The sequence below is a fragment of the Pseudomonas sp. PvP028 genome, from assembly GCF_017832255.1.
In the GTDB taxonomy this organism is placed as follows: domain Bacteria; phylum Pseudomonadota; class Gammaproteobacteria; order Pseudomonadales; family Pseudomonadaceae; genus Aquipseudomonas; species Aquipseudomonas syringae.
This window is the reverse complement of the sequence record NZ_JAFIBL010000001.1, coordinates 630,001-641,894: the sequence shown is the minus strand read 5'-3', so window position 1 is coordinate 641,894 and position 11,894 is coordinate 630,001. Positions and strand designations below refer to the sequence as shown.

The window sequence follows — 11,894 nt, the reverse complement described above, 5'->3', positions numbered from 1 at the left end:
GGGTCAGGTGCGCCCCGGCGAAGGACGGCGATTCTAGTCGAGCGGCCGGTTACCAGGCAATCGTCTTGCCCTGGTAGTCGATGAAGTGATGGCCGCCTTTGCCGGCGTAGGCATTGAGCTGTTCGACCAGCCCGGTGGTGCTGGTCATGACGTCGATGGCGGCATTTTCGCCGCCCATGTCGGTCTTCACCCAACCCGGATGCATCGACAGCACGGTAGGACGGTTCTCGCCCAGCTCTGTAACGAAGGTATTGGTCATCGAATTGAGCGCGGCTTTGCTGGCCTTGTACAGCGCAAGGTTGGCGCCATCCGGGCAAGTGACGCTACCCAGCCACGAACTCATGAACGCCAGAACGCCCGTGCCGGGACGAATTTGATCGACGAAGCGCTCGGCCAGACGAATCGGTGCCACAGCGTTGGTCAGGAACAATTGCCCGAGCTCGGCAGCGGTCGACTTCGCAGCGCTCTGGTGTGCCGCGCCGCTGATGCCGGCATTGACGAACAGCACGTCGAACACCTCACCGCGCAGCTTCTGGACCAGCACTTCAAGCGAGGCGGTTTCGTCCAGATCCACCGCTTCGATGCGCACGCCCTCGACTGCTTTCAGGTTTTCGGCATTTTGCGGATCACGTACGGTAGCGGTGACTTGCCAGCCCTGTTCGGTCAAGCGCTGCACCAGCCCTAGCCCCAGGCCACGCGAAGCACCGATGATCAGAGCGGTTTTCTTGGTAGTGGTCATGAATGATTCCTTGGCAGATTGAGAGACAGACTCCATGGCAGTGCCAGCAAGGTCTCTCGAAAGTTTCGACCTTGCAGCGTACTCCTGCCCATGACCTGTTGGAATCTTCGCGAGCCGAAAACGTTCAAGGTAGATGCCTGACGCGGAGCATTGGCACGATAGTCGGGATTATCGTTCTGCACGCTCCAGCGTGGGAATGCCGTTCGTGACGCTCTGCGTCAACCCTCTGCGCCGCTAGCTCCTTAATGCCCCGCCCGCCAGGGCTGGCCCAGCGATACCGGCGCATACAGCCGGGTGCGCAGGGCGTCGCGGGAGAGCAGGACGAGGACGATGATGGTGGCCACATACGGCAGCATCGCCAGCAGGTTGGATGGGATGGCCAGGCCGATGCCCTGCGCGACCAGGTGCAGAATGCTGGCCAGACCGAACAGGTAGGCGCCCAGCAGCAGGCGCCACACGCGCCAGCTGGCGAAAACCACCAGTGCCAGGGCAATCCAGCCACGCCCGGCGCTCATGTTTTCTGCCCACATCGGCGTGTAGGCCAGTGACAGATAAGCCCCGGCCAGCCCGGCCATCGCGCCGCCGAACAGCACCGCGAGGGTGCGCACGCGCAACACCGGCAAGCCCATGGCGCTGGCGGCATCGGGGTTTTCGCCGACGGCCTGGATGATCAGCCCGACGCGGCTTTTCAGCAGTGCCCAGGCGACCAGCGCGAACAAGGCGAAGGACAGGTAGACCAGCAGGTCCTGAGCAAACAGCATGCGGCCGATCAGCGGAATGTCGCTGAGCAGCGGGATGGCGACCGGCTCGAAACCGCTCAACGGTTTGCCGACCCAGGCGGCCCCGACGAAGCTGGAAAGGCCGACGCCGAAGATGGTCAACGCCAGCCCGGTCGCGACCTGATTGGCGTTGAACACCAGTGCCACCAAGGCAAACAGTGCCGAGAGCAGCATGCCTGCAAGCATCGCCAGCAGCACACCCATCCAGAGGTTGCCGGTGTTCAGGGCGACGATGAAGCCGATCACTGCGCCAAACAGCATCATGCCTTCCTGACCGAGGTTGATGACGCCGCTTTTTTCACAGATCAGCTCGCCCAGCGCCACCAGCAGCAGGGGTGTTCCGCAACGGACCATGGCGTAGAAAATGTTGCTCAGCAGGTCGATATCCATCATGCGGCTCCTGTGACGGGTGTCATCTGGCGCTTGGCCCAGTGCAGTTTCAGACGTGGGCGGTAGAGAATCAGCACATCACAGGCCAGCAGGAAAAACAGCATCATCCCCTGAAACAACTGCGTGATTGCCAACGGCAGGTTCAAGGTCATTTGCGCGCTTTCCCCGCCCAGATACAGCAGGGCGATCAACAGGCTGGAGAACAGAATACCGATGGGGTTGAGGCGGCCGAGAAAGGCCACAGTGATCGCGGCATAGCCATAACCTGGCGAGACCTGCGGCACCAATTGGCCAATGGGGCCGGTCACTTCCGATACGCCTGCCAGCCCGGCCAGCGCGCCGCTGATCAACAGGGCCAGCCAGACCAGGCGTTTTTCACGGAAGCCGACAAACCCGGCAGCACGCTTGTCCAGGCCCAGCACCTTGATCTGAAAACCGACGAAACTGCGTTGCAGCAACACCCACACCGCGACCAGCGCGAACAGGGCGAAGTACACCCCAATGTGCGCGCGGCCATCCTCCATCAGCAGTGGCAGACGGCTGGCGTCGCCAAAGGTCGCTGACTCCGGGAAGTTCATGCCGGCAGGGTCCTTGAGCGGCCCGTGGACGAAGTACAGCAGCAAGTTGAGGGCGATGTAGTTGAGCATGATGCTGGTGAGGATTTCATTGGCGTTGAAATGCGTGCGCAGCCAGGCGGTCACGCCCGCCCAGGCAGCGCCGGCGAGGGTGCCGGCCAGCAACACCATGACCAGCGCCCAACGACTCTCCATCTCGATGATATTTACCGCCACGGCACTGCCCGCCAATGCGCCGAGCAGCAACTGGCCTTCCGCACCGATGTTCCAGATGCGCGCCTGATAGGCGACCGCCAGACCCAGCGCGCAGAGCAGAATCGGCAGGGTCTTGACCATCAATTCCGACAGGCCGTACCAGTCGCTGACCGGCGCGATCAGCAAGGTGTGCAGTGTCACCACAGGGTTCAGGCCCAGGCCGATGAACAGCAGCGAACCGCAGACCAGGGTCAGCACCGCAGCCAGTAAAGGGGAGCACCACAACATCGCGCGCGATTGCTGGCCGCGCGGTTCCAGAGAAAGCAGCATGTTTTGCTCCGTTAACCAGGCACGTGGGCTTGGGTTTGAGAATGATCGAACTGTCCCGCCATCCAGCCGCCGATTTGCACGGTGCTGGTCTGTTCAGTAGGGATAAGGTCGGAAAGCTGACCGCCGCTCAGGGCGGCGAGTCGGTCGCTGATCTGGAACAATTCGTCCAGGTCTTCGGAGATCACCAGAATCGCGGCCCCGGCGTCGCGCAAGGCAATCAGCGCCCGATGGATCGCCGCCGCAGCGCCGACATCCACGCCCCAGGTGGGATGCGCGGCAATCAACAGTTTCGGCTTTTGCAGAATTTCCCGACCGAGGATGAATTTCTGCAGGTTGCCGCCCGACAGACTGCGCGCCGGGGCCAGTGCATCCGGCGTCTTGACTGCAAAGCGCCGAATGATTTCGTCAGCCAGTGCGCGCACCTTGCTGCGCTGGATCAGGCCATTGCTCACCAGCCCTTGCTGGAAGGCGGTAAGCAGCGCGTTGTCGGCAAGACTCAGTTCCGGCACTGCGCCATGTCCCAGGCGCTCGGCCGGGACGAATGCCAAGCCACGCTTGCGCCGCGCATCGGGGCGCAGGTTGCCGACCGGGGCATCCTCGAAACGCAGGGTCACCGCCTGGGCGTGCGGCAAGGTCTGTTCGCCGCTGAGCAGCGCCAGCAACTCATCCTGACCATTACCGGCCACGCCTGCGATACCGACGATTTCGCCGCTGCGCACTTCCAGGCTGAGGTCTTTGAGTGAGCAGCCGAACGGGTCCGGGTTGTGCCAGGACAGTTTGTCGATGCGCAAAAAGGCTTTGCCGCCGCTGACTTTCTCATACTGCGCGGTCAGCCCTTCGGCATCACCGACCATCAAGCGCGCCAGTTCCAGATCGGAACATTCAGCGGGAATGCAGTGCCCGGAGACCTTGCCGTTGCGCAGCACGGTTGCGCTGTGACACAGCGCGCGCACCTCGCCCAGCTTGTGACTGATAAACAGAATGCTGCAGCCTTCTCGAGCCAGATGGCGCAGGGTCACGAACAGCTCCTCGGCTTCCTGGGGAGTCAATACCGACGTGGGTTCGTCGAGGATCAACAGGCGAATGTCCTGCATCAGGCAGCGAATGATCTCGACTTTCTGCCGCTCGCCAATCGACAAGCTGTGGACCAGCCGCTGGGGTTCAACCTCCATGCCGTAGCGTTGAGAGACTTCGCGGATGCGCGGCTCCAGTTGTTTGGGCGTGCCTGCCGCTGCGCCCATGGCCAGCGCGATGTTTTGCGCGACGCTGAGGGTTTCGAACAGCGAAAAATGCTGGAACACCATGCCGATGCCCAGGCTTCTGGCCTGTGCCGGATTGCGCATGGTCTGCGCCAGGCCTTGCCAGATGATCGTCCCGACGTCGGGCTGCGTCACGCCGTAGATGATCTTCATCAGCGTGCTTTTGCCCGCACCGTTTTCACCCAGCAGGGCGTGAATCTCTCCGGGCTGAATCGTCAGGTCGACAGCGTCGTTGGCCAGGCAGCCGGGATACCGTTTGGTGATGTGGCGCAGTTGCAGGCGCGCAGGTATCGCGTGGTTTGACATGAAAGGCTCTGAGGCAGAAGTGGGTCGCGTGTGGATAAAGCAAAATCCTGGCCAAGGAGTCAGGATTCGCGTCCGGCACGCGGAATCAAGGCCAGGCACGGAGTTTTCGGCCCTGTCACCGGCCTTCGCCCATCGAGCGCGCTCGTTTCAGCACCAGTTCGGGGCGTGCATGTTGAACGCGGGCCAATGTGGCTCTTTGATTTGAACAAAAAATGTACAGCGGACGTGGAGGGCGGTGCGCTGAACCAATGCGCGACCCTTGCACCTGTTATCCACAGGTTCTTCCACAGATACTGTGCGCAAGCGCGTTGAGTGAGAATAATGCGGCGGCGGTTAACATCCAAAGGCACTAAGAAGCGCTAACAGGCTGTTTTTGCACTCTTTATGGATCCACGCACGGCAATTGCTCAAAAAACGATCATTCGCCTGAAACGCAAGCCCGGCAAGGCTCGCGGTGGAGTGTGCTCAGCTTATCCACAGCCGGATGCACAGTAGATGTGGGCAATTGTGACATGTGGCGCAGAGGCTGAGCCTATTGCTCCGGCGCTGCGTGCAGAAGGATTCTGCCGCGACTCAGATCGGCCAGTTGGCGCTGCAGGGTGTCGGTGTGCTCGGGGCCGATGGCGATGGACATCTGCACACCGTTGGCCATGAAATTTTCGCTTTCCACCAGACCGTTCAATTCGCCGAGACGCAGCTTGACCAGCGCCAGCTCACTGAAGCTGCATTCAAGATGGAACGACGCGCGCTGGATCAGCGGCAGACGCTCGGCCTGCTGCAGACATTTGTTGGCACCGCCGCCATAGGCGCGCGCCAGGCCGCCGGTCCCCAGTTGAATGCCGCCGTACCAGCGGATCACCAGCACCACGACCTGATCGAACGCCTGCGCTTCGATGGCGGCCAGAATCGGCCTGCCTGCAGTGCCACCCGGTTCGCCGTCATCGTTGCTGCGATACTGCCCGCCGAGCTTCCATGCCCAGCAATTATGAGTGGCGTTCAAGTCACTGTGCTGCTCGATGAACGCCTGTGCGTCGGCCGGGCTGGCGATGGGGGCGGCGAGGGTGATGAAGCGGCTCTTGCGGATTTCTTCACGAAACTCGCAAGGGCCGACCAGGGTAAAAGGCATGCGTGTGTCCAGCTGACGTCAAGGCGACGATTCTACAAGGCTGGCGGCGTGAGCCCACAACCTTTGAGGATGATTCGAATGAGATTGTTGCTGGCCTGATCCATGTCCTGGCGCGTCAGTCGGGAGCGACCGGTGACGCGACAGATCTGCGAGGCGAAGTCGGCATAGTGCTGGGTGCTGCCCCATAGCAGGAAGATCAGGTGCACCGGGTCGACGGGGTCCATCTTGTCGGCGTCGATCCAGGCTTGAAAGACCGCGGCCCGGCCCTGGAACCACAGGCGGTAATCCTGGCTGAAGTACTCGCTCATGCATTCGCCACCGCTGATGATTTCCATGGCGAAGATCCGCGAGGCCTGTGGCTGGCGGCGCGAGAACTCCATCTTGGCGCGAATATAGCGGGCCAGCGCCTCTGCCGGGTCGTCTTCGACGCTGAGGTGGTTGAAGGTGCTGTCCCACAAATCGATGATGTTGCTGAGCACCGCGACATACAGGCCGAGTTTGTTGGTGAAGTAGTAATGCAGATTGGCTTTTGGCAGCCCGGCCTTGATCGCGATGGTGTTCATGCTGGTGCCCTTGAAACCGTGGCGGGCAAATTCATCTTCGGCCGCCTGAATGATCGCTTCTTCGTTCTTCTGACGAATACGGCTTGCAGGCTTGGTGACGTGAGCGCTGTGTGCGGGGACTTCAAGGGTCATGGGCAATTCCGGACAGGTCGTAGGGCGCGACGGATGAACAGATAGCGCACCGGCGAGCATCTCGCAAGCGTCGGTGCGGGCGCGGCATGCAAAGTTATCGTGGTTGCTCCACAGGTTCGGGTTCCGGCACGTCGTCGGTCGTAGCGGCGGCGACTTTGCTTTCCGGAATCAGCAGGCACATGACAATGGCCGTGATACCGCCGCTGGTGATGGCCGAATCGAACAGGTTCTGCACCAGTTTCGGCAATTGATGCAGCAGCGCAGGCTGCGACGCAATGCCCAGACCGACACCCAATGACGTCGCAATGATCAGCATGCTGCGTCGGTCGAGCGGCGACTGGGCCAGAATGCGCACACCGGCCGCCGCGACGCTGCCGAACATGACCAGCGTTGCGCCGCCGAGCACCGGCTTAGGGATCTGCTGAACGATGGCACCAATGTGTGGAAAAAGCCCGAGCACGAACAGCACCGCGCCGATGTACAGCCCGACATAGCGACTGGCAACGCCGGTCAACTGGATCACACCGTTGTTTTGCGCAAAGGTGGTATTGGGAAATGCGCTGAAGGTCGCGGCGATCATGCAGCTGACGCCATCGCCCAGTACGCCGCCCTTGAGGCGTGCCAGGTAGCTCGGGCCGCTGATGGGCTGGCGCGCGAGCATGCAATTGGCGGTCAGGTCGCCGACCGTCTCGATGCTGCTGATCAGATAAATCAGCGCGACAGGCAGGAAAGCGCTCCAGTCGAAATTGAAACCGAAGCGGAAGGGCATCGGTACGCTGATTAGCGGCAGGTCGTGAAGGGGTTGCGGCACCAGTTTGCCGCTGAACCACGCGGCCAGACTGCCGACCGCCAGGCCGATGATGATGGCTGACAAACGTACCCAGGGCGTAGTCGAGCGATTGAGCACAATGATCACGGCCAGCACGAACGCGCCCAGCGCCAGGTTCACCGGGGCGCCGAAGTCCGGCGCGTTGAAGCCGCCGCCCAGGTCTGTCACGCCCACCTTGATCAGGCTCACACCAATCAGCGTGATGACAATGCCGGTCACCAGCGGCGTGATGACCCTTCGCAACTGGCTAATGCAGCGACTCAGTGCGATCTGCACCAGCGCACCGAAAAAGCACACGCCGAAGATCATCGCCATGATGTCCTCCGGGCTGCCGCCGCGCTGCTTGACCAGAAAGCCTGCGGACAACACTGCGCCCAGGAACGCGAAGCTGGTGCCTTGCAGGCAGATCATGCCCGCGCCGATACCGAACGGGCGGCGCGCCTGGATGAACGTACCGGTGCCCGAGACCATCAAGGCCATGCTGATCAGGTACGGCATGTATTGGGTCAGGCCGAGGGTCGAGCCGATGATCAGGGGCGGAGTGATGATCCCCACGAAGCTGGCGAGAACGTGCTGGAACGCAGCCAATAGGGCAGTCCAGGGTTTGGGGCGATCGTTCAGGCCGTAGATCAGATCATCATTGTCGAGTGTTTCAGGCTGCATGGCGAGGTCTCGGACGGGGAAATGCCATGTGCTGGCGTGTCGTTGTTCGGGACTACTGCAAAAAACTGTCCAGTTGCTCAGGTTATTTTTATTTGAGTCCGGTTATTTCAATAAATATCAGCTTGATAGCGCTTTCAACCCGCGCTGCAGCGTCGTCGAAGCGGCCAGTTACCGGGCAGAAATGTGTCATCGGGTAGCGGCAAGTGTTTCCAAAAAGCTCTCCAGCACCAAATGAGGGCGCCGGCCTTTGCGGGTGACGGTCACCAGGTTGAGGTCGTAGAACTTCGAATCCGGTTTCAATGCGCGCAGCCTGCCTTCCTGCACCCAGGCATTGGCGTAATGATCGGGCAGGTAGCCTATGTAGCGACCGGTCAGAATCAGGAAGGCGATACCTTCCCGGTCAGACGCGCTGGCCGTGCAGGTCAGTGCCTGATAGTGGTCCTGAACATCGTTGGGCAGGCGAAAGGTCGGAGCGATGGCTTCCTGTTGTGCGAGGCGTGCGTCATCCAGCGCGGCATTGTCGGCGTAAAACAGGGGATGCCCGACCGCGCAGTAGAGCAGCGAGCGCTCGCTGTATAAAGAATGATACTCAAGCCCCGGCAAAGCACTGGCCTGCGGCACGACACCGACATGCAGGCCGCCGTCGAGTACACCGCGCTCGACTTCGGCGGGGGCAATCATGCGGATGTTGATGTGCACGCCCGGCCCGCGCTCTTTCAGCCGGGCCAGGGCATGGGTGATGCGCATGTGGGGGAGGGTGACCAGATTGTCGGTCAGGCCGATGTTCAGTTCGCCGCGCAGGTTCTGGTGCAGGCCATTGACCTCTGTCCTGAAGCTTTCCAACGCGCTGAGCAGTTGCAAAGACGACTGATAGACCTCGCGCCCCTCGTCGGTCAGTGAAAAACCGGCGCGGCCTCGCTGGCACAGGCGCAGGCCGAGGCGTTGTTCCAGATCACTCATCTGCTGGCTGATCGCGGATCGGCCAATGCCGAGCACGCTTTCAGCCGCAGAAAAGCCACCCGCTTCGACAACGCTTTTGAATAGGCGCAGCAAGCGGATATCAAAATCACTGACCTGCGACATCGGATCGGAACGACGGATATTCATTGTTTAGTAATTACCAAACCAAAGATCGTAAAAGTCGGGTTTTATGAACTTTATCCGCGTGGCACCTTAGCTGCAATGACTGATCGTTCAGCGCCTGCGAGGCTTGCTCCCATGAATATGTTCGAAGTGTCCGATGTGCCTGTCACCCGTCAGTTGAAGCTCGATGCTCACTGGATGCCTTACACCGCGAATCGAAATTTCCAGCGCGACCCGCGCATGGTCGTGGCCGCGCATGGCAGCTATCTGACAGACGACAAGGGACGCAAGATCTACGATGCACTCTCGGGCCTATGGACATGTGGCGCCGGGCACACTCGCAAGGAAATTCAGGAAGCCGTGTCCCGGCAACTGGGTGTGCTGGATTACTCGCCGGGCTTTCAGTTCGGGCATCCCCTGTCGTTCCAGCTGGCAGAACAGATTACCGACCTGACGCCGGGCAATCTCAACCACGTTTTCTATACCAACTCGGGTTCCGAGTGCGCGGATACGGCGGTGAAGATGGTGCGTGCCTACTGGCGGCTGAAAGGCCAGGCGACCAAGACCAAGATGATCGGTCGGGCACGCGGCTATCACGGCGTGAATGTGGCGGGTACCAGCTTGGGCGGAGTGAATGGCAACCGCAAGATGTTCGGCCAGTTGATGGACGTCGACCACTTGCCGCACACCCTGCTGGCCAGCAATGCGTACTCGAAGGGCATGCCCGAGGCGGGCGGTATCGCGCTGGCTGACGAGATGCTCAAGCTGATCGAGTTGCATGATGCGTCGAACATCGCTGCAGTGATCGTCGAACCCATGTCGGGCTCGGCCGGTGTGATCGTTCCACCGCAAGGCTATCTCAAGCGGCTGCGTGAGATTTGTGATCAGCACAATATCCTGCTGATCTTCGATGAAGTCATCACCGGCTTCGGTCGTACGGGCTCGATGTTTGGCGCGGACAGTTTCGGTGTCACGCCTGACCTGATGTGCATCGCCAAGCAGATCACCAATGGCGCCATCCCCATGGGCGCGGTAGTCGCCAGTAGCGAGATCTATCAAACGTTCATGAATCAGCCGACGCCGGAGTACGCCGTCGAATTCCCTCACGGCTACACCTATTCCGCTCACCCTGTGGCGTGTGCGGCCGGCCTGGCGGCGCTTGAACTGCTGCAACGGGAGAATCTGGTGCAGCAGGCCGCCGCAGTCGCGCCGCATTTTGAACGTGCGCTGCACGGTATCAAGGGCGCGAAAAACGTGGTCGATATCCGCAATTACGGTCTGGCGGGTGCCATCCAGCTCGCACCGCGTGACGGCGATGCCATCGTGCGGCCCTTCGAGGCGGGTATGAAGCTGTGGAAAGCAGGTTTCTATGTGCGCTTTGGCGGTGACACCCTGCAATTCGGACCGACCTTCAACAGCCAGGCGCAGGATCTTGATCGATTGTTCGATGCCGTCGGCGAAACACTGAATCTGATCGACTGATCGACTGATCGACTGACCGCGCTGGCAGCGCTCTCTTCTTATATGTGTGCCTTTATCGCATCGGGTGTGAGCTGACTCACGCCCGCTGCCTTTATCCGGAGTTTTCCATGAGCAGCATTCAACACCTGATCCACGGCGAGTTCGTTTCTGCTGAAGGTCGTAGCGCCAATGTGTTCAACCCGTCGACCGGGCAGGTTATCCACACCGTAGCGCTGGCCGATCGCGAAACAGTCCAGAAGGCAATCGACTCGGCCAAGGCTGCCTTTCCAGCGTGGCGCAATACGCCGCCGGCCAAGCGTGCTCAGGTGATGTTCCGTTTCAAACAGCTGCTCGAGCAGAACGAGGCACGCATTGCCCAATTGATCAGTGAAGAACACGGCAAGACCCTGGAAGATGCGGCGGGCGAGCTGAAGCGCGGCATTGAAAACGTGGAGTACGCCTGCGCCGCGCCTGAAGTGCTCAAGGGTGAATACAGCCGCAACGTCGGGCCGAACATCGATGCGTGGTCTGACTTTCAGCCGCTGGGTATCGTTGCCGGTATTACCCCGTTCAACTTCCCGGCGATGGTGCCGCTGTGGATGTACCCGCTGGCCATTGCGTGCGGTAACTGCTTCATCCTCAAGCCTTCGGAGCGCGATCCCAGTTCAACGCTGTTGATTGCCGAACTGCTGCATGAGGCGGGGCTGCCGAAGGGTGTGCTCAATGTGGTTCACGGTGACAAGGTCGCGGTCGATGCGCTGATCGAAGCGCCGGAGGTCAAGGCGCTCAGCTTCGTCGGTTCTACGCCTATTGCCGAGTACATCTATAAGGAAGGCGCAGCGCGGGGCAAGCGCGTTCAGGCCCTCGGTGGCGCCAAGAATCATGCGGTATTGATGCCGGATGCCGATCTGGACAATGCCGTGAGTGCCTTGATGGGCGCAGCTTACGGATCCTGCGGCGAGCGTTGCATGGCGATCTCGGTCGCGGTGTGCGTTGGCGATCAGATCGCTGATGCATTGGTGGCCAAGCTGGTTCCGCAAATCCAGAGCCTGAAGATCGGTGCGGGCACGACCTGTGGCCTGGACATGGGGCCACTGGTCACCGGGCAGCATCGCGACAAGGTCGGCGGCTATATAGAAGACGGTGTGCAAGCGGGCGCAACCTTGGTGGTCGATGGGCGCAATCTTCAGGTTGCCGGGCACGAACAGGGCTTCTTCATGGGTGGCTGCCTGTTCGATCGCGTGACGCCAGAGATGCGTATCTATAAAGAAGAGATTTTCGGGCCGGTGCTGTGCATCGTGCGTGTGGACAGCCTTGAGCAGGCCATGCAACTGATCAACGATCACGAATACGGCAACGGCACCTGCATCTTTACCCGCGATGGCGAAGCGGCGCGTCTGTTCTGCGACGAAATTGAAGTGGGGATGGTCGGGGTCAACGTTCCGCTGCCAGTACCGGTGGCTT

General features: G+C 60.7%; 10 protein-coding genes (1 of these 10 running past the window's edge). 2 read left to right on the top strand and 8 right to left on the bottom strand.

From position 1 onward, the window contains the following. Positions 1-49: 49 nt before the first annotated feature. From JOE34_RS02945 to JOE34_RS02910, 8 genes are all read right to left on the bottom strand, one after another. Positions 50-739 carry an SDR family oxidoreductase gene (locus JOE34_RS02945; protein WP_003318635.1) on the bottom strand — a complete coding sequence of 230 codons (690 nt, stop codon included), beginning with the start codon at positions 737-739 and terminating at the stop codon, positions 50-52. 242 nt (positions 740-981) lie between these two features. Then, positions 982-1,908, bottom strand: coding sequence for an ABC transporter permease (locus JOE34_RS02940; RefSeq protein WP_003318634.1), 927 nt, complete (start codon positions 1,906-1,908; stop codon positions 982-984). After that, complete coding sequence (locus tag JOE34_RS02935) at positions 1,908-3,008, bottom strand: ABC transporter permease (protein ID WP_004414954.1); 1,101 nt, start codon at positions 3,006-3,008, stop codon at positions 1,908-1,910. Before JOE34_RS02935 ends, JOE34_RS02940 begins: the two co-directional genes overlap by 1 nt. A gap of 11 nt (positions 3,009-3,019) precedes the next feature. Then, the gene (locus JOE34_RS02930) at positions 3,020-4,573 is read right to left on the bottom strand and encodes an ABC transporter ATP-binding protein (protein WP_209995100.1); all 1,554 of its coding nucleotides are present in this window, start codon (positions 4,571-4,573) and stop codon (positions 3,020-3,022) included. 532 nt (positions 4,574-5,105) lie between these two features. Next, the gene (locus tag JOE34_RS02925; protein WP_003422231.1) at positions 5,106-5,699 is read right to left on the bottom strand and encodes a YigZ family protein; all 594 of its coding nucleotides are present in this window, start codon (positions 5,697-5,699) and stop codon (positions 5,106-5,108) included. A 32-nt stretch (positions 5,700-5,731) separates the two neighbouring features. After that, entirely contained in the window at positions 5,732-6,394 is a 663-nt protein-coding gene (locus JOE34_RS02920) for a TetR/AcrR family transcriptional regulator (RefSeq protein WP_209995099.1), read from the bottom strand. A gap of 94 nt (positions 6,395-6,488) precedes the next feature. Then, positions 6,489-7,886 carry a nucleobase:cation symporter-2 family protein gene (locus JOE34_RS02915; RefSeq protein ID WP_024682997.1) on the bottom strand — a complete coding sequence of 466 codons (1,398 nt, stop codon included), beginning with the start codon at positions 7,884-7,886 and terminating at the stop codon, positions 6,489-6,491. 186 nt (positions 7,887-8,072) lie between these two features. Further along, entirely contained in the window at positions 8,073-8,993 is a 921-nt protein-coding gene (locus tag JOE34_RS02910; RefSeq protein WP_003318626.1) for a LysR family transcriptional regulator, read from the bottom strand. Positions 8,994-9,104: 111 nt separating this feature from the next. Here JOE34_RS02910 and JOE34_RS02905 point away from each other — a divergent pair, with 111 nt between their 5' ends. Together JOE34_RS02905 and JOE34_RS02900 are read left to right on the top strand one after the other, a co-directional pair. Then, a complete protein-coding gene (locus tag JOE34_RS02905; protein WP_003422229.1) occupies positions 9,105-10,451 on the top strand; it encodes an aspartate aminotransferase family protein in 1,347 nt (448 codons plus the stop codon). A 107-nt stretch (positions 10,452-10,558) separates the two neighbouring features. After that, positions 10,559-11,894, top strand: the 5' portion of a protein-coding gene (locus JOE34_RS02900) for a CoA-acylating methylmalonate-semialdehyde dehydrogenase (RefSeq protein ID WP_003422228.1). The gene runs 158 nt beyond the window's last position; only the first 1,336 of its 1,494 coding nucleotides appear in the window; it begins with the start codon at positions 10,559-10,561; its stop codon lies off the right edge, out of view.

What these genes read in the sequence shown, in the direction of transcription:
- JOE34_RS02945 (WP_003318635.1), bottom strand. Translation starts at nt 739, where the DNA reads ATGACCACTACCAAGAAAACCGCTCTGATCATCGGTGCTTCGCGTGGC.
- JOE34_RS02940 (WP_003318634.1), bottom strand. Translation starts at nt 1,908, where the DNA reads ATGGATATCGACCTGCTGAGCAACATTTTCTACGCCATGGTCCGTTGC.
- JOE34_RS02935 (WP_004414954.1), bottom strand. Translation starts at nt 3,008, where the DNA reads ATGCTGCTTTCTCTGGAACCGCGCGGCCAGCAATCGCGCGCGATGTTG.
- JOE34_RS02930 (WP_209995100.1), bottom strand. Translation starts at nt 4,573, where the DNA reads ATGTCAAACCACGCGATACCTGCGCGCCTGCAACTGCGCCACATCACC.
- JOE34_RS02925 (WP_003422231.1), bottom strand. Translation starts at nt 5,699, where the DNA reads ATGCCTTTTACCCTGGTCGGCCCTTGCGAGTTTCGTGAAGAAATCCGC.
- JOE34_RS02920 (WP_209995099.1), bottom strand. Translation starts at nt 6,394, where the DNA reads ATGACCCTTGAAGTCCCCGCACACAGCGCTCACGTCACCAAGCCTGCA.
- JOE34_RS02915 (WP_024682997.1), bottom strand. Translation starts at nt 7,886, where the DNA reads ATGCAGCCTGAAACACTCGACAATGATGATCTGATCTACGGCCTGAAC.
- JOE34_RS02910 (WP_003318626.1), bottom strand. Translation starts at nt 8,993, where the DNA reads ATGAATATCCGTCGTTCCGATCCGATGTCGCAGGTCAGTGATTTTGAT.
- JOE34_RS02905 (WP_003422229.1), top strand. Translation starts at nt 9,105, where the DNA reads ATGAATATGTTCGAAGTGTCCGATGTGCCTGTCACCCGTCAGTTGAAG.